The sequence below is a fragment of the Collinsella sp. AF38-3AC genome, from assembly GCF_003474365.1.
In the GTDB taxonomy this organism is placed as follows: domain Bacteria; phylum Actinomycetota; class Coriobacteriia; order Coriobacteriales; family Coriobacteriaceae; genus Collinsella.
The window spans coordinates 225,906-250,764 of sequence record NZ_QROM01000001.1; the positions used below are offsets into that span (position 1 = coordinate 225,906).

A 24,859-nucleotide genomic window follows, 5' to 3' on the forward strand; every position below is an offset into this window, starting at 1 on the left:
CCATGCAGATTCCGCTTATCCTTCCTCAGATTGTTGCGCTCGACGTTGTCTTTGCCCTGGCTGCGTGTCTGCAGACGATCCACGTCCCGCTCATCGCGTCGCGGCGCTCGTCCTATAACCGCAAGGTGATTTGCGCCTACGAGGCGAGCCTTGTGCTTCACCTGATGATTTCGGCGCTCATCTTATTCGCGTCGTCTGGCTCGTATCTGGTGGCGCCGCTTGACGTTTGCGCCAGGGCAATGGGCGGAGTGCTGTGGCTCAATGCCGCGATCTTTGCCTATGGCGTGGTCCTTATGGTGCACTATCGTCGCCCTGTCATGCTGGCCGAGCTGCTGCTTGTTGTCGCCGTTACACCGCCGGTGGTTTTTGCCATGGGCTCGGCGTGGGCCGTTGTCCTTATCGCAGAGGGAGCGTTCTTCCTGTTCCGCTCCATCGCAGCGCTTTTGATGGACGTCCGTAACCGCCAGGAGGACATCACCGCGTTCTCGACGATTGAAACCATCAACGTGATTCCCGTGGGCATTCTGTATCTAGACCCGAGGGGCCATCCGCTGCTCATGAACCGCTGCATGCGCAAAAACCTGGTGGAGCTTCATATGCCCACCGACCTAGGCGATATGAGCGGTACATGGAACGATCTGCGCAAACTCAGTATGCAAATGCCCGAAAGCAGCCAGAGCCGCGTGCGTATCAATTTAGACCGCTTTGGTGAGGCGCGCGTTGTGGTCGAGGTTTCTCCCGCCGAGATTCGCCTGTTTGTGTGCGATGACGTTATGGTCTCGGGCCGTTCGTTCGAGCGCATAATCGGTCTGGATGTGACAGAGTATGCGCATGCGCATGACCGCCTGGCGCAGGCCAACCACCTGCTTGAGCTTGCGGGCAAAGAGCTCCAGGCTCAGATCGAAGAAGTCAAAAAAGTTGCCGACAACGCGGCTTATCTGCGCATGCGTGCCCGCGTTCACGATGTGATCGGCCAGCGCCTGTCTATCCTCCATCGCTATCTGGAGGAGGGGCGTTTGGACGACGAGTCGCTCGAGCAGATTGACCCGTTGCTGCGCTCAATCGCCGCCGATCTGCGCCGTGGCGGTGCCGGCGAGCCTTCGGAGCAGCTGGGCGATATCGTCCACGCCTTCGGCCTGGTGAGCGTGCAGATCGATGTCGAGGGTGCACTGCCCCAGGATGCACGTGTCGCCGCAGCATTCTTGCAGATTATCCGCGAAGCCTCGACCAATGCTACCAAGCATGCGCAGGCACATCAGGTCCACGTGCGCCTGTGGCAGGAGGGGACGGATGCTGGTGCCGTCGCGCACATGACTATTTCTAACGACGGGTCCCCAGCCCCCGTATCGTATCGCGAAGGAACGGGTATCCCAGGTATGAGGCGTGTCGCGCAAGATCTGGGCGGCAGCTTGGAAGTCCGTCCCGCCCCGCCCTTTACGCTTGCGGTATCCATTCCGCTGCACTCCAACGCCATGGTCCAAAGGAGAAGCTCATGATCCGCGTGCTCATCGTCGAAGACCAGGCCATCTTGCGCGAGAGTCTCGCACGCTCCGTTGGCGACCAGTCCGATATGACCGTTGTCGCCGCGATAGCCGATGCTTCCGAAGCCCTCGATGTCGTGCTCAAGGAGCGCCCGGACATGATACTGATGGACGTGTGCACCGAGCACGATTCCAATGGCATCGTGGCGGCAGCGCGTATTAAAGAGGAACTGCCCGAGTGCCGTGTCATCATTATGACGGGTATGCCCGAGATCACCTTTGTCGATCAGGCGCGCGAGGCGGGCGTCGATAGCTTTGTGTACAAGAATGTCGGTATCGACGAGCTGTTTGGCGTGATGCGCTCCACGCTGGCGGGCTACTGCACGTTTCCCAAACCGCCCGAGAGCATTTTCTCGGGCACGGCGGCCCTCGATGATGTTGAGCTGTCGATTTTGCGCCTTGCCTGCGAGGGCAAGAGCCGTCGCGAGATTGCGGGCGAGCTGTTTATGAGTGAGGGCACCGTCAAGCGCCGCATCTCGGAGATTCTGAGCAAGACCGGCTACGACAATATCATGCGCCTGGCAGTGCATGCGGTGACCGAGGGCAGCATCGTCCCCAATATGGAGCGTCCGTAATCGATGCTCTCGACCGCGCTTCGACGCTAAAAAGCAGGCCGCCCGCCGCATCGCACCTGGAAGCGGCGGGCGGCCTGCTTGCGTGGGCAGAGCGTTGCGACGCAAAGCGACGGGGCCGCAGGATCATTTCCTGCGGCCCCGTCTGGTACGCGCGCGGGTTTGTCCGCCAATCCGCGGCTGTCGATGTCTGTCGCTACGCGATGGTTGCGCTGTAGGAAGCGACGTCCTCGTAGGAATCGGTCAGGTAGGCGTCGATGCCGATGGTCGTGTTGACTAGGCTGTCGAAGCTGTCAAGCGTGCCGTTCGAGAAGGTGAACTCTTCGGTGGCGTTGGTGCCGGGCATCAGGTGGGCCGAGAACCAGGCTTCCTTCATGGTGCCGTTGACGTTTGTCTTGCCGGTGGGGGCGTAGAAGGTCAGGTCCTTGTCGCTCTTGTTGACGATGTTGACGACAAAGCCGATGTCGCCCCAGTCGTCCTGGAACTTCTCGGTGATGGTGATGGTGCACAGGTCGTCATCGGCGACAGTGACGGCGGGGGAGATTTCGACGCTCTGGACATCGCCGTCTTCGACGGCCTCCTCGACTTCCTCTTCCTTCTCGGTGGTCTCGCGATCCTTCTTCACGGTACCGGACAGGTCCTTATCGGACTTGCTAAAGATGAGCTTGTCCTCGCCGTCCTCAAGGACAAGCTTGCCGTCCTCGAGCTTCACGTCGGTCGTCTCCTTGTCGACGGTGATACTCGCGGTGGTAGCGTCCTTGGCCTCCCACTTTAGGTCGGAAACTTCGGAGAACAAATCGAGGCTGCCCGTGCCGTCTTCGTCCAGGACCAAGATGCAGCTGATGCCCCATTCCTCGAACATATCCATATACTCATCGGTCAGCTCTTCGCCCTCCGTGGTTCCACCCGAGAGCTTCCAGCTGCCGACAAAGTTGGCCTTGGGGTCTTTGCCGCCGCTGCAGCCCGTGAGGGCAAAGGCGAGCGCCAAGACGCATGTCAGAAATGCGAGTGCGGACTTTTTGAACGTTGTCTTCATGGTGTCCTCCTTCTTGTGTGAAAACCCATAGAAGCAAATGCGGGGGTGGCGGATCCCCCGCCAATTACCAGATAAAGGGGTTAGGGCCTAGGCGTTCCGCAGTTGCTGCAGAACTTGCCGCCGTTTTCGCTACCGCAGTTGGGGCAGAACCACTTGGCCGGCGCCGGGGCGGGTGCGGGACTGCCGCACTCGGAGCAGAACTTGCCGGTGTTGGTGGCGCCGCAGCTGCAGGTCCACGTGCCGGCCGCAGGTGCGGCGGGAGCCGGTGCGGGAGCGGGTGCCGGAGCCGGCTGCGGGGCGGTCTGCTGCTGCGCCTGGCCGGCGGCGAACAGCTGGCTGGCGTTCATGCCGCCCATGCCACCTGCCATGCCCATGCCCATAAAGCCTGCCATCGCGCCGTTGGGGTTGGCCGCCGCGGCACGCATCGCGTCGCTCTGGGCGCTGGCGATGTTGGCGGCCGCCATGGTGGGGTCGCGCATGACCGCTGCCTTCTGCAGATCCTTGATCATCTGCTCGTCTTCTTGCGAGGCGGCGATGGAGTTAACGCCAAAGCTCACGATCTCGACGCCGCGCAGGTCACGCCAGTCGGCAGAGAGAACCTCGTTGAGCGCGCGGGCGAGCTCGGTGGTGTGGCCGGGGATGGCGCTGTAGCGGATGCCCATCTCCGAGATCTTGGCAAAGGCGGGCTGCAAGGCGGTGAGCAGCTCGGACTTAAGCTGGCTGTCGATCTTGTCGCGCGTGTAACTATCGGTCACGTTGCCGCATACGTTGGTGTAGAACAGCAGCGGGTTGGTGATGCGGTACGAATACTCGCCGTTGCAGCGCACGGAGATGTCGACGTCCAGGCCAATGTTGTTATCGACCACGCGGAAGGGTACGGGCGAGGCGGTGCCGTACTTGTTGCCGATGATCTCCTTGGTGTTGATGAAGTAGACGCGCTGGTCCTTGCCCGCGTCGCCGCCAAAGGTAAAGCGGCTGCCGATATTGGCGAAGGTCTCCTTGATGGAATCGCCCAGGTTGCCGCTAAAGACGCTCGGCTCGCTGCCGGTATCGAAGACGAACTCACCGGGCTCCAGCGCGACTTCGATGATCTTGCCGTTTTGCACCACGAGCATGCCCTGGCCGTCGTTGACGGCGATGACCGAGCCGTTGGAGATGACGTTGTCCTCGCCGCGCGTGTTGGAGCTGCGGCCACCGGTGCGTTTGCTGCCCTTGCAGGCCAAGACGTCAGCAGGCATCGATTCGCAGTAGATATATTCCTTCCACTGGTCGGCCATGACGCCGCCGGCAGCTCCCAATCCAGCTTTCAAGAGTCCCATGGTGATCTTCCTTTCTCGTCAAAGGCCGGGTGGTATTGGTTGGATTGCTTAGTCGTCCTTGTCGTCTTTCATGACAACGGTGGTCTCGGTGTGGCTGAAGGTGTCGTGCTTCTCGGTCAGGTCGAGCTCGCCGCAGTACTCGTCGGCGTGGGTGGCCTCGTTGGCCGTCTTGAGCTGGCCTACCAGTAGCACGTCTCCGATAATCACGATGATCAGCGGCGCGATGATGTTGATGAGGATGCCTTCGATGTCAAAGGTGAGGTAATTCGGATCGAAGGCGTTCTCACCCATAAAGAGAATCTGGGAGAGGATAAATCCGATCACAAAGAACAGCACCGAGGCAACAGCGAGCTTGGGCTTGGAGCAGGGAAGCTCGCCGACCATGCGGCCGGTCTGGCCGTTCATGGCAAACAGGTAGCGCTTGCCGTTCCATGAGGTGGAAAGCATCCAGACGGGGAACAGAGCGTAGTCACTGTCTTCCCAGGTGTAATCGAGCTGCTTGCTTTCGACCGTGGCGTCGTCATATTCGTCGACGACAGTCTCACGCAGGGCCGAGACCGTGCTTTCTTCCATACGGCGCTCGGCGCGCGCCTTGCACGTCTCGCAATCCTCATCGTAACGGTTGGCGATGTAGCCGGGCATATAGGCGACCGAGAACGGGCGCAGAGCCTCGTAATCAAACGGCTCGATGGCGTCCATATGGCCGTCGGGCATCTTGGACGATCCGTCGACGGGCACGCGCTTAAACGAGATATTGCCCTTGCGATAGGCATCGTAGTGGTCGGTGGTCGTGACGGTGCGGTCGGATTCCTCGGTCACGGTCTCGTTGGTCGCGTCAAAGTACACTTCGCCGTCAACGCGGGCGCCGTAGAGCCAAAACGGCACGTAGACACCTTGGACCTCGTCGATGTGGTTGCCGGTGACAAAGTTCTTGGGCAGCAAGATCTTGCCCTTGTAGTGCTCTTTGAGTGCGGCCATAACGTCATCGCGCCCGAGCTTAAACGGGATCACCAGGTCGGGCGAGAAGTCGCCCGAGAGCTGACCGGGTGCCACGGCGGGGTTGCCGCAGTATGGGCAGGTGGTAACGGCGACCGTGCCGTCCGAGACCAGCTCGGCGCCGCACGACGAGCAGATATAGCCGGCGTTTTGGGCAAGCTCCTGTACCGCGTCGTCGACAGCGGGCTTGGACGCCGTGGCCGCGGCGTCGGCTTTGGCATCCGCCTTGCCCTGGCGCTCGCGATAGAGAGCCTCGACCTCTTCGACTTCAAAGCGCGAATCGCAGTAGTCGCAGACGAGCTTTTGCTCGGCGCTGGCAAAGTGAAGGGGGCCGCCACACGCAGGGCACTGATAGTTGACGCTCTCGAAGGCCATGATCGGTCCTTTCTGCGCCGGGGACTATGCGCCGATGGCGCCGCCGCAGTATTCGCAGCGCCCACTGGCATCGGGAATCGTGGTTGCACCACAGAAGGGACAGGTGACTGCAGTCTTGGGAGCCTTGGCGGCCGCGACGCTATCGCGCGTCTCCTGGCGCAGCTGCACCAGCGCGTCGCGGACTTCGGTTGCCTGGCGCTTGGCCTCGCGGTACTCAACGGATCCGCGCTGCTCGATGGTGGAGTCGTTCACGCGCAGGCCGATCTCGGTAAAGTACGGCGTGTTGACGTGGATGGTCAGGTTAAAGTCGTAATCCAGGTCGTAGCGCGGCGGGTCGTAGCTCTTGCGCTCGCCGTCCTTGGTCTCGCGATAGACCTCGGTGCGATGCTCGTCGATGTCCATGTCGCAGCCGAGTACCTGCGAGAACTCGATGATGTCGGGGTTGGCGTCGCGCCAGCGGCTCTGCGAGGTAATGATCAGCTGGCCCGCGTCCTCGTCGAGCATGATGTTGGTGCGTCCGGCAGAAAGCGTGCGCGTGGGGTTGAACGACGCCAGGCGTTCGGCATTGGCCTCGCGGTAGGCGAGCTGCTCGCGGATGTCGTCTGCGGTGCTGGAGCGCCAGCCGCTAAAGAAGGGGGAGAGCTTGCCGGCGCACTCTTTGCACAGGTAGCCTTCGTTGATCTTGGTCTTTCCCAAAAGACCCAGCTCGGTACCGCAAATCGCGCACTCTTTCTTCTCGAACATCTTGTCAAAGAAGCCCATGGCTGCCTCCCATCAACTGGTAGCGTGTGTCACTTTTGATGATGGGTGAGTGCGCGGCCTTTCACGATACCCAAGCGGCTCAAGAAGTCTCCACAACTGGGACACATGGCCCATTTTGGGCAGTCATCGGGGACGTTCTTAAACGACTAGTCGCCGGGGACACTCTTTGCCAAAGGGTGGCACTTGGGGACGTTCCTTTCTGCCGGCACCTGGGGACACTCCTTGTGGGGGGCTCTTCTCGAGAGACAGGTTGGTTATGGCCCCACCCGCTGTCGGAAATTCGATCAACGCTTTCTAAAAATGTTCAATAGAGGTCAATTCCAATTGAGATTATGTTGAAATATATAAATACTCAATTGGAATTTTGCAGTTATCCCAGTTAAAATAGGAAAAGGGAGGCAAGTTATGCTCAAGCGTAAAATAATCGAGAAAATTGAAAGCTGGAAACAGACTAAAACCGGGCAGGGACTGCTTATTACCGGTGCTCGACAAGTTGGCAAAACAAGCGCTGTCGAGCAGTTCGCCCGTGACAACTATAGAAGCTTCCTGAAAATCGACTTCGTGGAGAGACCCGACGCGGTCGAGCTCATAGGGGAGGCAAGGAGCCTCGATGACCTCATTGTGAGAATCACCGCACTGGCTTCATCGCCCATCGCTTTGGATACAAAGACGCTTCTGTTTTTTGATGAGGTGCAGCGTTGCGGAGACGCCATCACCTGGATGCGTTATCTTGCGCAAGACGATCGTTTCGATGTCATTTACTCCGGCTCCATGCTCGGGATTGAGGCGTTCCATTTTCGGTCGTTGCCGGTAGGTACTATCGATATCCTCGAGATGTTTCCCATGGATTTCGAGGAATTCTCCTGGGCTCTGGGAGTCGACGAATCATTATGGGATGTCGTTCGTGCCTGTTATCGCAAACGGGAACAAGTGCCTCCGTTTATTCATGAACGGTTGATCGAGACGTATTATCGGTATGTCCTTGTGGGTGGCATGCCTGAGGCCGTTCAGCTGTTCGTCTCAACTCATGATACACAGGCGATGCGCGCTCGTCAGCAGGGCATTCTCGAAGCATATCGCGCAGATATCGCACGGTACGCCGAAGCCCCCGCGCATGCTCAACGGATCAGGACGATCTACGATGCCATGCCCGCGCAGCTCAATAAAGAGAACAAGCGCTTTCTCGTTACCGGGATAGACAAGCGGAAACGATTTTTGGATTTGCAGCCTGATTTTGACTGGCTTGTTAATGCGGGCGTTGCGATCCCGGTTAAGAGGGTGAGCGAGCCCATGTTCCCCTTGGGTCTCTCGCGGGAAGACAGTTTTTTCAAGTTCTACCTGAGCGATGTGGGGCTGCTGTTCTCTACTTTTTCTCCCGCTGATGTCGAGGCCATTGTTGCGCAGCGGGAATCGATCAACTTTGGGCAGGCTTTTGAGAATGCGGTCGCCCAGGAGCTGCGCGCATGCGGCTACTCTTCGTTGTTCTACTTTAACGCGGCCAAGGTTGGAGAAGTCGATTTTATTATCGAGGATAAGCGGAGCCCCGTCGTTTTGCCTATCGAGGTCAAATCGGGTAGGTACAGCACAAAGCACGTTGCCCTCGATCGCCTGATGAGCGTCGAAAACTATGGATTGGCTCGGGCGGTCGTGCTTCACCGGGACAACGTGGTGGATGGAAAGGCGATATTGTATTTGCCCCTATATATGGCGGGCCTGCTAAAAGAAATGCCATAGATGAAGGGTTGAGAGCTCTAGGGTAGTCATTGGGGACGTTCTTAAACGACTGGTCGCCGGGGACACTCTTTGCCGAGCAAGCAGTCCACGTCGTGCTCCTTCTGGGACAGACGGCTCAAAAACGCTGCACGCCGTGGACTACTGGGGTCAAATTCGCGGCATTTCGAGCTTGGCTTCGTTATCGGGACTGATTCTTTATTAAAATTGAAATCCAAACAGTTGAGCGGCGGGGGGGGGATTCATGAGAGGCATGGGAGACACAGCCGCATACTTACGTCGGGGCATTCGGGAGATTATATGCCTAGCGCTGTTCTATTTTACGTATTTGGCTGGCGAGTATCTTTTTGACGTGCGCGTTGCCGAGTTTGTGCCGCCGAGCGAGGTCGTTGTCTACGAGAGCTTCATCGTCGGCGCGAGCGCAATCGGCTTTCTTGTGCGTCCCCTTCTGTACTACCGCCGTCCCCGTGCGATCGATACGACAAGCGACATCGCGGGCGTGTTGCTGGCATCGGCGTTGCTGCTGTTGATGATGGCGGCTCAATTTGAGATGCTCATTGCCGGCGGGTTGCTGACGTTCTGCACGCTGGGCTACTGCGGATCGACCGCCCATGCCAACTTTGCGCGACGCTTTGCACGGACGCCGTATTTGGCGCGCGTGTTGGCACTTTCGTATGCTTTGGGCGTTTTGCTGCAGGTGCTCAACCATATGGTGATGCCTGCGGGGATTCCGCAGCAGTTTGTTCTTGTTGCCTGTGCGGTTGCGCAGGTGGTACTGCTCCACAACGTCCGTCGCGCCAAGCTACACGGTGAGCCTGAGGTTGGGCGCGAGTCCGATATCGCCGAGCTTTCGGTGGATGCGTCGGAATTTGGCGCCAAGTGGCAAGACGATTCTGAATCAACGGCGGCTTTTCGGCGCGCCGTGGTGCGTCTGACGGTCGCAACCGCCTGCCTTACCGGTGTGTTTGCCGCCCTCAATGCAGGGCTCACGACCTCGCATGCCGCCGGGGCCATCGATTTGGGCGATTGGCCGCGCCTGTTGATGGCGGCGAGCGCTCTAGCTGCCGGCGCCTTGTTTGACCTGCACGGTCGTTCGTATATGAACATCACCATGACTTGCACTGCCATGTTGTCCACGCTTTCGTTCTTTGTCTTGCTCGTCGACGGCAATGGCGGCAATGTGCTTGCGGCCATGGCGATTTTCTATCTGGGTTCGGGCTTCTTCGTGGTGTTTTTTACGACGAAATTTGCTGCCATTTCGGTTTATGCGCACTGGTCGTATCTGTGGCCGTGCATGGGTCGTGTCATCAGCAACATTTGCGCGATGCTCGTGTCGGCGCCGGCGGTGGCGATTATCTCGAGCCAGAACGTGCTGCTGGCGGTGGGTGCGGTGCTCGTACTGTTTGTGGGCATTGCGATTTCGCTGCTGGGACAGTTTGGGCATCGGGCAGATGACGCTGCGGTGCCCGGCGAGCTGGCGTTTGCTGCCGATGATCTTGGCGCGGATCGCGCGTCTGCTCAGAGCGAGCCCGCTTCCGCGGAGGTGCCGGAGCTCACGCTCGACGAACGTCTCCATGCCTTTGTCGCCGCCTTTGAGCTTACAGAGCGCGAGCGCGATATTTTGGAGGCCTTGGTCGCATCGCACGAGAGCGTTCAGGATATCGCTGCAACGCTCTTCCTTTCGCGCTCTACGCTCTACCGTCATATCGCCTCAATCAACAAAAAGACCGGTGCCGCCTCGCGCGTGGCCCTCATTAACTTCTTCTGGTCCTGGACGCCTCAAGACTAGCTAATTTGGGACGGGGCTTTTTTAGCTGTTTTGGGCCGCTGCGGCCAGCAGGGGTGGGTCGCGACGGCCCAGACATTCTTGACGATGGTGCCGGCAACGCTACAGCAGCTCGCCGTGGCGGGCGATGTAGCGGCGCTTGGCCAGCTGGGTGAGCGCGACGTAGGAGCCGACGATGCCGATGAGCAGCGCGAAGAAGCTCGTTGGCAGCGGCATGAGCCCCAGTGCATCGGCGATGGGGCTTGCCGGCAGCCAAGTGACGAGCGCCAGGCCCAGCACGGTGAGAACGCACAGCGCGGGCGCGGCGTGGTCGCGCGGGCTCGGCAGGCGCGGGGAGCGCAGCATGTGGATCACGAGCGTCTGCGACCACATGGACTCGACAAACCAGCCACTCTGGAAGAGCGCCGCAAAGGTCGCCATACCCGCGACGTCGCCCGCGGCGGCAAGCTCGGACCAGCTTGCGCCCACGGCGGCGGGGCACACCACAAAGAAGAGAGCGGCGAAGGTCACGATGTCAAACAGCGAGCTCACGGGGCCCAGCTCGAGCATAAAGCCCTTGATGGACGCAGCGTCCCAAGCGCGCGGGCGGGCAGTCCAGGCGTTGTCGACGGTGTCCCACGGCAGTGCGATGCACACGATCTCGTAGACCAGCGACAGCAGCACCAGCTGCAGAGCGCTCATGGGCAAAAACGGCAAGAACAGGCTCGCAGCGGTTACGGACAGCACGTTGCCAAAGTTGGAGCTCACCGTGGTCTTGAGGTACTTGAGCAGGTTGCCGTAGGTGCGGCGGCCTTCGATGATGCCGCGCTCGAGCACGCCCAGGTCCTTTTGGAGCAAGATGATATCGGCGGATTCCTTGGCGATATCGACGGCGGAGTCGACCGAGATGCCGCAGTCGCTCGCACGCATCGCGGCGGCGTCGTTGATGCCGTCGCCCATAAAGCCCACGGTGTGGCCGAGCAACTCGCGCATGACGCGCACCAGGCGCGCCTTCTGCAGCGGCGAGAGCTTGGCGAAGAGGTGGGTGTTCTCGGCGCGCTCGGCAAGCTCGGCGTCGTCGAGCGCATCGATCTCGGAGCCCAGCAAGACGTTGCTCGCGTCGATGCCGATCTGCTCGCAGACGGTGGCGGCGACACGGTCATTGTCGCCGGTCAGGACCTTAACGGCGACGCCCTTGGCCTCGAGGGTGGCGACGGCGCCCGCGGCACTTGCTTTGGGCGGATCGAGGAAGGCCAAAAAGCCCATCAGCACCATGTCGCACTCGTCGGCGATGCCAAACTCGCCCACGCAGCGCGGATCGGTCTTCTGCGCCACAGCAATCACGCGCAGGCCCTCGGCGTTAAGCCCAGCGACCTGCTTGCGAATCTGGGCGAGCTTCTCGTCGGTGAGCGGCTGAGCGATGCCATCGACCTCGACAAAGGAGCAGATCTCGAGCATCTCCTCGGCAGCTCCCTTGGTAACCATCTGGGTTTTGCCTTGGGCGTCGGCTACAACTACGCTCAGGCGACGGCGCGAGAAATCGAAGGGCACCTCGTCGACCTTGGCATAGCGGTCACGCAGGCTCTGGCCCAGCATGGAATCGGGCGCGACGGTCGAGGGCGTCACGTCGGCGCGGTCGATGACGGCCAGGTCGATAAGGTTCTTGAGGCCAGTCTGGAAGAAGCTGTTCAAAAACGCATGGCGCAGCACGCGTGTGTCCTCGTTGCCGTCGGTGTTGAGGTAGCGCTCGAGCACGATGCGGTCTTCGGTGAGGGTGCCGGTCTTGTCGCAGCACAGGACGTCCATCGCGCCGAGGTTTTGGATCGCCGGCAGTTCCTTGACGATAACCTGACGACGGGCGAGGTCCTTGGCGCCCTGCGACAGGCTCGTGGTCACGATGACGGGAAGCATCTGCGGCGTGATGCCCACGGCCACGCTCGTGGCGAACAGCAGCGCGTCGATGACGTTGCCCTTGGTGGCGGCGTTGATGGCAAAGACGGCCGGCGCCATAACGAGCATGAGGCGTACGAGCAGCATGGAGACGCTCGAGACGCCGCGGTCAAACGCGCTCTTCTCGCCGCGCCCGTTGAGCATCTTGGCGATGCCGCCCAGGTAAGTGTCCGAGCCGGTGGCAACGACAAGTGCCATGGCGGTGCCGTTTTGCACGGAGGTGCCGGTAAAGACGATGTTCTTGCAGGCAGAGAGCGGCAGCGCGGAGCTGTCGGCGCCCTCGATAACCGTGGCGGCAGCGGTTTTCTCGACGGCCTCGCTCTCGCCGGTGAGCGCGGACTCGATCACAAACAGGTCGCGCGCGGCGATGATGCGGGCGTCGGCCGGCACCATATCGCCGGCAGAGAGGCGGATCACATCGCCGGGGACGAGCTCGTCGAAGGGAATCTCGAGACGCTCGCCGTCGCGCAGGGCGCAGCAGGTGTTGGAGACCAGGTCCTTGAGGGCCTCGGCCGCATTGCCGCCGCGGGCTTCCTGGATAAACTTCATGCCGCCCGATACCAGCAGCATGATGCCGATGACGATGACCGTGGAGGGATCGCGCTGCGGCTCGGGCACGGCGAGCACGTCGATGTAGAGCGAGACCAGCGCGAGCGCGGCGAGGATGCCGGCGAAGGGATCGATGAATGCGTCGGCGATGCGGCGGGCGAGCGTCTTGGTCGGCGCCTCGATGGTGTTGGGGCCGGCGGCGTCCAGGCGCTCGGCGGCGTGCTCGGCAGTGAGCCCGTCGGCCGTGGCGTCGAGCAGCACGAGGGCGTCATCGGCGCTATGGGTGGCGGCGAATATGGTGTTCTTGGCAAGGCCGGTGTGAGCGGCAGGGCGCGCCGTGCGGCGGCGCTTGGAGATGGCTTCGAGTACCGTGGCGGTTTTGAGCATCAGCATAGGGTCCTCCTTGTTGAAGGGAGTTAGCGTACGTGTCGTATTTGCTTCAAAAAAACCTAGATGTCGCTCACGTCATGCTTGCGAGCCACCACAAAGGGGACAGGCACCTTTGTGGTGGTTTTGACGATCGGCTATTGGTGCTTATGCGTGTGCGGAGTCCTCGCGGCGTGCCGAGGGCGGCATGCAGGTTTTTCGACTATGACTGCCTTCCATGGCACACCTCCTTATGGACGGGCGCAGCGCGCTTTGGGTATCTCGTACCCGTTTTAATCCGCCCGTATTCTTGATGAGGGGGTTTGACATGTCAACCCCCATTGTTCGGAAAACCGTTGCCCCTGACAAAGCCTTTACAGAATGCCGTGGCCTCAAAGCGCGCCCGCATCGACGCTTCGCCTGCGCTAAACTGGAAGGCACGTACGCGATTACGAGAGGAGCCCGCATGGAGGCTTACAAGCAAGAGTTCATCAAGTTTATGGTCGAGTCCGACGTTCTTAAATTCGGCAGCTTTACGCTCAAGAGCGGCCGTCAATCCCCGTTCTTTATGAACGCCGGCGCTTACGTGACGGGCTACCAGCTCAAGAAGCTGGGCGAGTATTACGCCCAGGCTATCCACGATAACTTTGGCGACGACTTTGATGTGCTGTTTGGGCCGGCCTACAAGGGTATTCCGCTGGCCGTCGTGACCGCCATTGCCTACCACGAGCTGTACGGCAAGGAGGTCAAGTACTGCTGCGACCGCAAGGAGGCCAAGGACCACGGTGCCGATAAGGGCAACCTGCTGGGTTATGAGCCCCAGGACGGCGACCGCGTGGTCATGGTCGAGGACGTCACCACCAGCGGCAAGTCCATCGACGAGACCTATCCCAAGGTCAAGGCTGCTGCCGATGTCGAGATCAAGGGCCTGATCGTGTCCCTCAACCGCATGGAGGTCGGCAAGGGCGGCGTGACCACCGCGCAGAAGGAGATCGAGGCCAAGTACGGCTTCCCTGTCGCGAGCATCGTCTCCATGGCCGAGGTCGTCGAGACCCTCTACAACCACGAGATCGACGGTAAGGTCGTCATCGACGACGAGCTCAAGACCGCCATCGACGCCTACTACGAGCAGTACGGAGTTCGTTAGTTACGCGGGTTTACCAACCCGCGTAACCACTTGACGCTGCAAACCCGCCAGAGCGGCAATCTGCCTTTCAACTTCGGCGGCATGACCAGAAGGTCAATGCCGCCTCGTTTCAAGGCACCTTGCTCGCTCTGGCGGGTTTTCGCTGTCGTTGCCAAAACATCGGCGGTGCCGTTGCCGTGGGGGTACTCATTGGGGACGTACTTAAATGAGTGCCCGTAGAGTGAGAGTGGATAATCTCCCGTTTTTGGTCTGTTTGCGGGCTCAAAGTGGGAGATTATCCACTCTCGTCATTTGAGTGTCCAAAAATCCTCGCTCGGCGAACAGGCGGCACTTGGGGACGTTCCTTTTGTGCCGGCGCCTGGGGACACTCCTTGCCGAATGTGGGCGCCGTCGGTTGCTACGCGACGGTGATGGCGACCTGGGCGTAGCGGCTGCAGGGGCGCTCGGCGCGTGTCTGCACGGTGAGGGTGAGCGCGAAGCGATCGCCGGGCCGTGCGTCGGCGGGCACGACGAAAGTGGTGTCCGGCGTGCATTTTTGCCACAGCGACAGGTCTTGGGCGCCCGCATAGCTCGACGGGTCCACGGCGACATCCCAATGCGCATCGAAGCCCTTGTCGTCGGGGTCGACGATGGTCGCTGCAAGGGCGACGCGTTCGCCGGCTACGGCACTGCGATCGGCCACAGCTTCGACAACATGCGCCGGATGCGAGCAGGCTGCCGGATCATGGGCACACCATTGCGCGCGGGCGGCAAAGTCTTCCTGATAGGCGCGCAGGTAGGGATTGGGGTTGTCGTCTGCAGGCGTGCTGATGGCGGCAAAAACGGTGGGTGCGTCTGCATCGGGGCGCCCATCATGAAACATGCGGCCGAGTAGCGTATCGAAGTCGGGGTCGTCGATACCGCGCAGGCCAAACGGCAGCAGCGGAATATAGGTCATGCTGTCGCCTTCGGCCATAAAGTCGCCGCGCTCAAACTGCATCGCGGGCATGCCCTCCAGGCCCCAATCCAGACGGGCATGCTTGCCAAACTGAAAGCGCTCGGGCTCGTTTTCGTAGACCTTGCCATCGCCATAGAGCACATAGCGCGCCATGAGGGGGCCGTTTCCCTGCGTGAGATTCTGCTCGGGCCAAGGGGCCTTAAATAGCGGCAGCGTATCGGGCTGAGCCGTCTTGGCGTCGATATAGCCGCCGTACCTATAGGGCACGCGCCAAAAGACGAGCTCGGGAAAGAGCTCGCGCCCATGGTCGAGCCATGAGTTGTCCTGCCCTACGCCATCGGCAACACCCATCACGCGCACCTTCTGATGGACCCTCTGCTGCACGGCGGGCCACTCGGGTGTGTTCTGCCATTGTTCGGCGATGGACATGAGGGCGCGAACGATAGTGTTCATACCGCCCCAGGAAAGGAGCCACAGCGCGCGGGGGTCATCATCCATGATGGCGTTGGCGATGACGCGCGAACCGGGCGTTTCCTCGCGTACGTCGCCCTCAAAGGCGGCGTTGCCCATATAGGTGCGCTCGATCATCTGAGCGGGCGTGGGGAAGGACGGCTCGCCGGCGGCAGCGGCATTGGCCTGCAGCTGCGGCCAGGCCTGGGCATACTCGTTGCTCCACAGGCTTTCGATCCAACCCTTGGGGAATGGGCGGTACTCCATGAGCGAGCCAGCTTCGGGGTCGGGCTCGTGCGGAACGACGTCCCAGGTATAGGAGCGCACGCCTTTGGTCCGCCAATGCGGATTCACCTCGCCCAGCGTATGGACACCATCGCCAAGAAAGTGATATTGCGAAGCCGTGTACACCACAGCCTGCACATCGAGCACATTGAGATACAGAGCCAAATGAACCAGAGAGTTCATATCATCGACTTCCATATCGGTGGTAACAATCACTCGAGTCAAATTCTGAGACATAGGAACAACTCCAGCCAAGATTTTTTTTCAGCCAGTTACGCGCAAGGCAAGACGGGACCCACGCCCCCATCGCCACCGACCCGGTGGTCCGCCGGAAGCGCTCGGCCAGGGCCAATGACAATGGAAACGCAGCGGGGACCGGGGCTTAGCTTTGCAAACATTCCGCAGGGGGCATGGGGCGGCGCAGCGCGAAGCGCAAAGCGCCGGCCCATGCATGCCCGAGGACGTTTGCAAAGCTAAGCCCCGGTCCCCGCGCTGGGACAGATTACCGTTCGACCCTGGCCGACCACTCCCAGCAGCCCACCGGCTCGCCGTCGATGAGTACGTTGCCCCCGTCGAAGTCTTGATAACACAGGTCGTTGAACTGGTGGATCCACACGCCGTGATTGAACGTCTTCTTGGGCGAGCCGTCGGCCTCGCGGTACACGCCGGTCAGGTCCTCGACATGGCTAAAGTAGGTGAGGTGCACGTTGGCGTCGGCATCACGCAGGCGCGCCGTGAGCGGCAGCACCGTCTGCTGCGGGCACACGAGCTCGTCGCCCTTGGAGTGCGTAAACCACAGCGGCGTCTTGGAGAGTGCGGCCACGTCCTCGTCCGTGGCGTTGTACCACGGCGCGCAGCAGGGAAGGCCCGCGGCGAAGAAATCGGGGTAGTCGGCGCACAGGCGCAGGGTCATAAAGCCGCCGTTGGAAAGGCCGGCGACCACGATACGATTGGTGTCGATGCGGTCGGCATGCTCGGCGACAAACTCGTCGATGAGCGCCTTGAGCACGGGGGAGTAGATGCTCTGGTTGGAGCGACCGAGCTGCTCGACGCCGTTGTCCATCCAAAACGTGGGCGACTGCGGCACAAGAACCCAGGCAAAGCCGCCAAAGTAGCGCTGAATCTGCTTTTGCGAGAGCGCTGTCACGCGGTTGCCGGTGTAGGCACGCGTTGCGCCCTCGCCCTGTGTGGCGCCCTTGCCCTCGCCGGCGCCGTGCAGGTACACGATCAGCGGCGCCTTCTCGACGGCGGGCGTGTCCTTGGGCGCAAACGGGTTGAAAAGCGCGGAGTCAGCGGGCTCAAAGCTCGGCTCAAAATAGCCGTACTCGAGCGCGATGCCGTCGACGGGCGTCTGCTGCACGGCGTTATGCCAGCCCTTGAGCGCGGGGCAGATATCGCCACGGCAGGTGTCGAAGACGAGCCCCACGGTGGGGTCGTCGCCGTCGTTGCCGGGAAGAGCCGCGAGCTGCGTGATGCGCATCTGGTCGTCGAGCATGCGCGAGCCCATGACGCCGCCTTCGATCTTTTTGGTCAGGCGCTGCTCGGCGACCTCAAGCGCCGCATGGGTGCTTACGGCGAGTTTGCGCCCGTTCTCGTCACACGGATATGCGGCGAGAACGTCGATGTAGCCCACGGAGGGCGCGGCATGGTCGGCACCGCGCTCCTTGCGCATCAGGACCTCGCCCGTGCGCTCGTGACGCTCTGCATATATATGGAAGGTGTTCGCGTCGATATCGTTGGCGCGTACGGTGCAGGGCAGGTCGAGTACGACCTTGCTGATCCAGGGGCCAAAGTCGCCCAAGGTGGTGACGGTTGCGTAGGTACACGATTTGAGTTCCATAAGCTGCTCCCTTGTGCCGCAAATACTAAACATAATCGGCAATACAATCTAAACATGTTTAGTTTAATCCAGAATTGTAGAACAAGCAGCTGAACTCGGTAAACGGCAAAAGTGAACGCGCAATCAACAGCTAAACACATATTTACTAACGTCTAGCATGGCTTTTGTTAATGAGTTAACAGGCTATAGAGGTGTTCATCAAAGTAAAAGCCCACGTAATTAGCCAAATACCAATACGGAACCAAATAGACGCTCTTCTGCTGTTCAAATACGTTCACCCCCGATTTCCTACCGTTCACCGGACTCCAGACGGCAAAATTGCCACAAATCAGGCACTCCGTGTAAACTAAAGCCCGTAAACGTTCAGTAAACAAATTGTTTACGACAGCGTATCCAAGGGTTCGGCAACCGTAAGGGGTTATAGTCGCCGAGCCAAAGGCGTGCTTACACAAGCGAGTAGGCACACGAAGATATGGGGAGGGGTCCCATGGCAGTAGATAACAAGCAGATTGCCACCGATGTCCTCGAGCTCGTGGGCGGTGCGGAGAATGTTACCGTCGCCACCAACTGCATGACGCGCTTGCGTCTGACGCTCAAGGATAACAGCAAGGCCGACGTGGAGAAGATCAAGAAGGTCAAGGGTGTTCTGGGTTGCCAGTTCGCCGGCAGCCAGCTCCAGGTCATCATCGGCCAGAACGTGCCCAAGGTGCTCACCGAGTTCGTCGCCATCTCCGGCGTCAAGCAGGGTGCCGCCGTTGACGAGAATCTCGATGCTCCCAAGGAGAAGTTCGAGCTCAAGAACCTGCCTAACATCATCCTCGACTATCTGTCCGGCTCCATGACCCAGCTCATCCCGCTGCTCATGGCTGGCGGTCTGTTCCGCACCATCGCGGCCGTCCTCGGCCCCACCATGCTGGGCGTTATTTCGGACACGGACCCGACTTATACGTTCCTCTACACCACACTGTATGAGGCCACGTTTACGTTTATCCCGATCTACCTGGGTTATGCTGCGGCTAAGAAGCTCGGCGCCAGCCCCGTTCTCGGCATGCTTCTCGGCGGTGCCCTTATGGCCCCGTCCGTGGTGAGCGTCGCAACCCAGGAGGGTGGCGGCATCATCTCGGTCTACGGCATTCAGATCGCCGCTGCCAACTATCAGCAGTCCGTCCTACCGATCATCCTTTCGGTGCCGGTCCTCTACTTCATCGAGAAGTTCTTTAAGAAGGTCATGCCCGACGTGCTCTCCACGGTCTTCACGCCGTTCTGCACCATGATCGTCACGATTCCCATCGCTTTTATCGTCCTCGCTCCGATCGGCAACGAGCTCGGCAGCCTCATCGCCAACATTCTTTTCGGGCTTGCTGACCTTGGCGGCATCGGTATCCTGATCGTGATGGCCATCCTCGGCGCCTTCTGGCAGCTCTTCGTGGTCTGCGGTATGCACATGCCCGTTATCCTGCTCGCTCAGGTGCAGATCATCGCTGCTGGCTACGATCCCTTCGTCTTCGTTTCCACCAACTGCGCTATGGCCGCTGTCTGGGGCTGCGCCTTCGGTGCCTTCCTCAAGATGAAGAACGTTGACGAGAAGAGTCTTGCCCTGGGCTACGTCATCTCCGCCATCGCCGGCGGCGTCACCGAGCCCGCGCTCTTCGGTATCCTCATGCGCTTCCGCCGCACCATGCTCGGCATGTTCATCGGCGGTGCCATCGGCGCTGTGTTCTCGGGCCTCATGGGCGTCACCTATTACCTCGCAGGCGGTGCCTCCAACTTCCTGGTCTTCACCAACTACCTGCAGGGTGGCCAGATGAACACCGTCTGGGCTATCGTCGGTATGGCAATCTCCTTTGCTATTGCCGCTGCCGTCGTCTTTGTCACCGGCTTCTCCAAGGAGGAGCTCGCCGAGATGGAGGCCTAGTCGCCCCGGCCTTGGTCTAAATAAGACCCCCTACACGACAGGCCCCGCTTGGCATAAGCCCGGCGGGGCCTTCCTGTAGACTTTTTAGGAGAGACGTAAGGGCCCTGTGCTTCGCGTGCGTTCAATTTGAGCTGAGCAACTGCAGCCGCAGACCCTACTGTGATAATGCGGCAGGCGACTTCTTTACCTCCCTCCTAGCAAGTCTCCCCAAGAGAAAGGTGCCATATGAGCTTGGGAAAACTGACCGTCAATACCCGTGAGGACGGGTTCCTCTGCGACGGCAAACCATTCTTTTGGTTTGCCGATACGTGCTGGAGTGCCTTTACGAGCATCACCGAGAACGATTGGGACTACTACCTCACCCGCCGTGCCGAGCAGGGTATGAACGTACTGCAGATCAACACCCTTCCGCAGTGGGACCGCTGCCTGCCCGACTTGGGCATTTGGCCCTATGCGAGCGAGGACGGCGTGCACTTTGATTGGAGTGCACCCAACCAGGAGTACTGGGACCGCGCCCGCCGCATGTGCCAGGCAGCCGTGGAGCACGGCATTCGCCCGGCGCTCGTGCTCATGTGGTGCAACTACGTGCCCGGTACCTGGGGCTCCGTGATCGCCGAGCGCCTGGGTGCCGAGGTCATGCCGCGCGAGGAGGTTCGCGCCCACGTTGCCCGCGTCGTCGAGAACCTGGGCGAGTTCGACCCCGTCTACGTGGTGACAGGCGACACCGACTTTAAGACCGACGAGGCTATCGCCTATTACGGGGATGCACTCGACGAGGTCACCAAGCTGGCTCCCGAGTCCTTGCACACCATGCATATCAACCGTGGCAACCGCGCCCTGCCCGAGCAGTTTGCCGATCGCTTGGACTTCTACATGTTCCAGCCCGGCCACAACTATAGCGGTCAGGAGGAAGCTTGGAAGCTGCCCGAGGATTTTCGCGCGCAGTATCCCAAAAAGCCGATGGTCAATTCCGAGCCCTGCTACGAGCAAATGGGCGCGAGCCGCAACGTGTACTGGCGTTTTACCGCGCAGGATTGTCGCGCGAGTGTTTGGTCGAGCATTCTGGCCGGTTCCAGTGCCGGCATTACCTACGGTGCGCACGGCGTGTGGAACTGGCAGACCTCTCAGAGCCGTGGCAGCGTCCTTGGCGAGGGCTTTGACATGCCGTTCCGCTGGCAAGAGTGCCTGCAGTTTGCGGGCGTGTGGGACTTTGGCCTGATCGAGCACGTGCTGCGCGGCCTGGGTGCCACGAGCGCGGATGGGGCGGTAGCTGTTGAACCCGCGCAGGAGCTGCTCGACGATGCACGCGAAGCCATCCGTGTGGCGCGCGTGGGCGAACGCGTGGTGGTCTATCTGCCGAGGACCACGGCCGTCAAGCTCAAACTCGAGGGCGGCGCCACCGCCTGGAATGCTGTGGCGTTTGACCTGGAGAATAAACGCGTGGCCAACCTGCCGGTTATGTCCGTCGACGATGCCGTGCGCGTGGCCCAGCATCCCTTCGAGCACGATGCACTCCTGGTGGTCTCGCCCGCTCAGTAGCGCGCGGTTCCAACGCGACCAGCGGCAAAAGGGCCCGAGTAACGACTACAGAATGAGGGTGGATAATCTCCCGTTTTTGGCCTGTGCGCAGGCTCAAAGTGGGAGATTATCCACCCTCGTCATTTAAGTGTCCAAAAATCCTCTCTCGTTTTATTTGAGCCCGGGCAGCTTGGTAAAGGGGAAGGACTGCTCGAGGAACTCGGAGCAGCGGGCGTAATCTTTGGCAAAGTAGCTGCTGTAGAGCGAATCGAGCACGTATTGCACGGCGATGTGACTGGCAAACTGCGTGATGCGGTGGCTCAGGCTCTCGATATCGCCCACGGTGAGATAGGCGGCAAAGCCGGGGTGAATGCGGGCACAGTATGGCGTGCCGATGACGATGACCGGGACATGCCGACTGCTAAGGATCGGCAAGATCTCCTTGAGGTTGGGGGCAAGGCCGCTGTAGGAGATGACGATTGCCGTATGGTCGGGGCCCGAGGCGAGCGCCGTGCGCACTTGGGCCTCGATATTGTCGTAGCACGTCGAGCTCTTACCGGCGGAAAGCAGGCGATCGCGGAACATTCCCGCCGGATACAGGTTATGCGAGCCCGTGTAGATGTCCACGGTGTCGGCGCGTAAGACGAGCTTGGCGGCGTAGTCGAGCTGTGCCGGGTCGAGGATCTCGCGCGTCTCGGAAAGCGTGGTCTCGTACAGTCGCGCCATGCGCTCGGAGATCTCCTGGGCGCTGGAGGTCGCATCAAAGGGAAAGTTGATATCCACCTCGGGGGCGGAGTCTGCGCGCGAGGCTGCGCGCATCAGCTCGACCTTGAGTTCTTTGAAGCCCTCGAGGCCGAGCTTTTTGCAAAAGCGGTGGATGCTCGCAACGGAGACATTGGCTTGGCGCGCAAATTCCTTAATGGAGAGCCCGCGGACGTCCTCGCCCATGGCAAGAACCGTCTGCCCGAGCTGCTGCTCGGTGGGGGTGAGCTCCTTGCCCTGCGTGATTTTGCGCTTGATGTCCATATGACTCCTATGCGTTCGTATTGCGATGTATCAATCATAGCGGTAAACAAAACGCCCGGCTTGGCTGGGGAGAGCAAGCCGGGCGTCCCGTAAAGGACCGTTACCCGAGCAAGCGGACGGGGCCGAGCAGGCCACTGGGCTCGGAGGGTTCGGTGAGGGCGAAGATGTCGGTGATGGCGTGGTCGAGGGTGTTGATCACATCGATTGTGAGCGCATGTTCGCCGGCGGCAAGGGTGCCGAGCTCAAAGCGGTAGGGCGGACAGATGCGGCAGCCCAGATCCGCGCCGTCAAGCGTGATCGTGGCGGTCTCAAAGACCTCGCCCAGGTCGAGCGCGGCGCCGGCGAGGTTCTCAGCAACGGCAAAGCTTGCCTGGTAGCGGAAAGTGCCTGCCTCGCCGGGGAATTCGGCGCAGGAAAGATCGTGCAGGTCGTCAAGCTCGACGGGCTCGCCAAAGGCCGGGTGCGTGGTATCGGCGCCGGGCGTGGCAAAGGAGACGTTCCAGGGGCCGTCAACGCGCGTGACCTCACGCTCGGCATCGGAGCCTCCGCGCTCGTCGGCAGCGGGCGCCTCGGTCCCGAGCACCACAATGCAGCTCTCGTAGGGCGCGAGCTCAAGCGTGCCGTCAAAGGCGACGGGTGCGCTGCCGTTGAGCAAATCGAGGCGCACGCCGTGCACGGGCGCGCCGTCAGCGAGCTCAACATGCGTGTGAATGCCCTGCTTGGGATGCTCGTTTACCAGCATGAGGTAGCTCTCGTCGGCGCGGTCGTAGCGAAGCGCGCGCAGCCACGGCTGCGGATCGGTGCACGCCACGGTCTGCATGCCGGCTGCGGCGAGCACGCTCGCAAGCTCGGAAGTGGCAACAACGCGCACGCCTGCAAGCTCGTTGGCCTCCACAGGGGCAAAGCCCGCGCGGCTGGCAGCTTCGCCGTCATAGCGCTTGCTCGGCAGCTTATCCAGGGCATATACGCCAACGCCTGCGGCCGCAGCGCGCGCGGCAAAGTTGAGTACGGCCCCGCCGGCATATTCGGCGTTGGGCATCACCAGACAGCGGTACGCCTGGCCGTTCACGCTAAAGCCGCTGCCGTCTGCGGCGAACTCCACGACGTAGCGCCCGGCGTCATCAAACGCCTCGGCCGGCACGATATCGAAATCGACCCGCGCACGCGCAAGCCCGGCGGCGGCATGCTGCATAAACGAGGCCTCGCCCGCCCACTCGGCGTCGGCGTGGTACAGAAGCGCCACCGGTGTGACGACTCGTCCACCCGAAAGCAGGCTCGAGGTGCGGTTCATGTAGCTCATGAGCTTGCCAAGGTGCGCAAACTGGGGGTTCTGACCGTGCGCGTAGAAGTGCGGCGGGCAGTCGAAGTCGGGGAAGGCGGCCATGCTAAAGGCGTGCGGCACAAACCAGTTGACGCCGCGCACCATAAAGTGGTCGGCGATCCATTTCATCTCGCGCAGGCCCTCGTGCCAGCCAAAAGCGCCAAACACCTCGGCCATGCAGCGGCCCTGCTTTTTGGGGTCGAGATGCGCTGCCGAGGAGCCCAGCTTGGGCAGCACGTAGTTGTAGAACTCCAGGTCCCACACGCCGCGGCCGTAGGAGTGGAGTCCCTGGTCCATGCCGGGGATGAGCTGGTTGATCACGATGTCCACGCCCGCCATGTCCTGGCCGCCCACGGCGCGGAAGTAGTGGCCGGCGCCCACACCCAGGCGCGCGTGGCAATCCTTGTCTTCGATCACGTGGCCGATATACTGCACGCCGTGCGCGCGGCACCAGTCGCCGAGCTGGTCGCAGAAGCACTCCTTGTAGAGCGTGCTCGCAATGTCCATGTACACGTGGCGCACGTGCGCGCCGGCGTCCTTGCGATCCCACAGATGCGGGAGCTCGTCCAGGTAGCGCTCGCCCAGCGCCGCGCGCAGGCGGCGCTCGAGCTCAGCCGACCAGGGCAGGGGCGCGGTGGCCTTACCGATGAGCGTGTCGGAGATACCATCGGCGCCGGTGACGCCCTTCTCGTTGGCAAAGCCGGGTTCATCGGAGAAAAAGCCCAGGATGGTCTCGCCAAACTCATCGCCCAGATGCGCAAAGTGCGGCTCGTACACGGCATTGATGAGCTGCGCCACCGAGGCACGGTCGACCATGTTGATGTAGTCCTCGTTGTAGGAGGTCTTGCCGCTCGTGAACATCACGCACGCCTGCGTAATGCCGGCCGGTGCGTCAAAGACCAAGCGGCAGGGCATGCCGTGCTCGTCCTCGATTACGCGGTGCTCCACCTCGACGGCGCACCCCTCCTGCATAAACGTAATGCCATAGAAGCGCTCCGTCTTGTCGAACATGTTGGTGAGCACGATGCTCGCCTGCGGCGTGGGGCCCACCACGTCGATGGTGCGGTGGGTGAGAACGACCTTGCGGAGCTCGGGCGCCGCCTTCTTGACGGCGCCGTTGGCGTATCCGGTGGGAAAGTGTGCGTCGTCCAAGATCCAGATCTTGAGGCCCAGCTGCTTACACGTGTCGATCACAAAGCGCAGGTCGCGCCACCAGCCCTCACCGCAAAAATCGGGATGCGGGCGACTCTCGAGGCAGACCTCGTGGATATCGGCGCCGGCAATCTTCTCCAGATACTCGGCAATGGTCTGTTGGCTCTCGCCCTTCATCCACAAAAACGGGAGCACGTGGTTGTCGTAGGTACCGTTGAGCACCTGCTGGTAGTACGCGGTCATGGATCCTCCTTGCAAACCGATGGTGGGCAGCGTATGTTGCATGACTCCATTCTGGCGTGCGGG

Annotated in this window: 16 protein-coding genes; 7 read left to right on the forward strand and 9 right to left on the reverse strand. The window is 60.9% G+C overall.

Annotated features, from left to right (window positions below):
• Positions 1–2 precede the first annotated feature (2 nt).
• Positions 3–1,496 (forward strand): sensor histidine kinase, encoded by a 1,494-nt coding sequence (locus tag DW029_RS00860; protein WP_118345036.1) that lies wholly within the window; start codon positions 3–5, stop codon positions 1,494–1,496.
• Complete coding sequence (locus DW029_RS00865; protein ID WP_118273255.1) at positions 1,493–2,116, forward strand: response regulator transcription factor; 624 nt, start codon at positions 1,493–1,495, stop codon at positions 2,114–2,116. The genes DW029_RS00860 and DW029_RS00865 overlap by 4 nt, the downstream gene beginning before the upstream one ends.
• A 193-nt stretch (positions 2,117–2,309) precedes the next feature.
• On the opposite strand, the gene DW029_RS00870 is transcribed toward DW029_RS00865, so the two are convergent.
• The 4 genes from DW029_RS00870 to DW029_RS00885 all read right to left on the reverse strand — a co-directional run bounded on the left by DW029_RS00870 (position 2,310) and on the right by DW029_RS00885 (position 6,601).
• On the reverse strand, positions 2,310–3,149 hold the full coding sequence (locus DW029_RS00870; protein WP_118345037.1) for a hypothetical protein: 840 nt from the start codon (positions 3,147–3,149) through the stop codon (positions 2,310–2,312).
• An 80-nt stretch (positions 3,150–3,229) separates the two neighbouring features.
• Entirely contained in the window at positions 3,230–4,468 is a 1,239-nt protein-coding gene (locus DW029_RS00875; RefSeq protein WP_117798884.1) for an SPFH domain-containing protein, read from the reverse strand.
• Positions 4,469–4,516: 48 nt separating this feature from the next.
• Positions 4,517–5,839, reverse strand: coding sequence for a hypothetical protein (locus DW029_RS00880; RefSeq protein ID WP_118345038.1), 1,323 nt, complete (start codon positions 5,837–5,839; stop codon positions 4,517–4,519).
• Between the two features lie 24 nt (positions 5,840–5,863).
• Positions 5,864–6,601, reverse strand: coding sequence for a DUF4428 domain-containing protein (locus DW029_RS00885; RefSeq protein ID WP_117763326.1), 738 nt, complete (start codon positions 6,599–6,601; stop codon positions 5,864–5,866).
• A 405-nt stretch (positions 6,602–7,006) separates the two neighbouring features.
• On the opposite strand from DW029_RS00885, the gene DW029_RS00890 reads away from it, so the two are divergent.
• Together DW029_RS00890 and DW029_RS00895 are read left to right on the forward strand one after the other, a co-directional pair.
• Complete coding sequence (locus DW029_RS00890) at positions 7,007–8,335, forward strand: ATP-binding protein (protein ID WP_118345039.1); 1,329 nt, start codon at positions 7,007–7,009, stop codon at positions 8,333–8,335.
• A 250-nt stretch (positions 8,336–8,585) separates the two neighbouring features.
• Positions 8,586–10,121 (forward strand): helix-turn-helix domain-containing protein, encoded by a 1,536-nt coding sequence (locus DW029_RS00895; protein ID WP_233543756.1) that lies wholly within the window; start codon positions 8,586–8,588, stop codon positions 10,119–10,121.
• A 99-nt stretch (positions 10,122–10,220) separates the two neighbouring features.
• Here DW029_RS00895 and mgtA read toward each other — a convergent pair whose 3' ends face one another.
• On the reverse strand, positions 10,221–12,989 hold the full coding sequence (gene mgtA, locus DW029_RS00900; protein ID WP_118345041.1) for a magnesium-translocating P-type ATPase: 2,769 nt from the start codon (positions 12,987–12,989) through the stop codon (positions 10,221–10,223).
• A 439-nt stretch (positions 12,990–13,428) separates the two neighbouring features.
• On the opposite strand from mgtA, the gene pyrE reads away from it, so the two are divergent.
• Entirely contained in the window at positions 13,429–14,109 is a 681-nt protein-coding gene (gene pyrE, locus DW029_RS00905) for an orotate phosphoribosyltransferase (RefSeq protein ID WP_117640525.1), read from the forward strand.
• 397 nt (positions 14,110–14,506) lie between these two features.
• Here the strand turns inward: pyrE and DW029_RS00910 are convergent, their stop codons facing one another.
• Together DW029_RS00910 and DW029_RS00915 are read right to left on the reverse strand one after the other, a co-directional pair.
• Positions 14,507–16,018: a nucleoside hydrolase-like domain-containing protein gene (locus DW029_RS00910; protein ID WP_118345042.1), complete on the reverse strand. Its 1,512-nt coding sequence runs from the start codon at positions 16,016–16,018 to the stop codon at positions 14,507–14,509.
• A 265-nt stretch (positions 16,019–16,283) separates the two neighbouring features.
• A complete protein-coding gene (locus tag DW029_RS00915) occupies positions 16,284–17,621 on the reverse strand; it encodes a prolyl oligopeptidase family serine peptidase (RefSeq protein ID WP_118345043.1) in 1,338 nt (445 codons plus the stop codon).
• 487 nt (positions 17,622–18,108) lie between these two features.
• Here DW029_RS00915 and DW029_RS00920 point away from each other — a divergent pair, with 487 nt between their 5' ends.
• On the forward strand, positions 18,109–19,536 hold the full coding sequence (locus tag DW029_RS00920) for a PTS transporter subunit EIIC (RefSeq protein ID WP_118345044.1): 1,428 nt from the start codon (positions 18,109–18,111) through the stop codon (positions 19,534–19,536).
• 225 nt (positions 19,537–19,761) lie between these two features.
• Positions 19,762–21,075 (forward strand): DUF4038 domain-containing protein, encoded by a 1,314-nt coding sequence (locus DW029_RS00925; protein WP_118345045.1) that lies wholly within the window; start codon positions 19,762–19,764, stop codon positions 21,073–21,075.
• A 150-nt stretch (positions 21,076–21,225) separates the two neighbouring features.
• Here the strand turns inward: DW029_RS00925 and DW029_RS00930 are convergent, their stop codons facing one another.
• Complete coding sequence (locus DW029_RS00930) at positions 21,226–22,080, reverse strand: MurR/RpiR family transcriptional regulator (RefSeq protein WP_118345046.1); 855 nt, start codon at positions 22,078–22,080, stop codon at positions 21,226–21,228.
• A 100-nt stretch (positions 22,081–22,180) separates the two neighbouring features.
• Positions 22,181–24,796 (reverse strand): glycosyl hydrolase, encoded by a 2,616-nt coding sequence (locus tag DW029_RS00935; RefSeq protein WP_158572580.1) that lies wholly within the window; start codon positions 24,794–24,796, stop codon positions 22,181–22,183.
• Positions 24,797–24,859 lie beyond the last annotated feature (63 nt).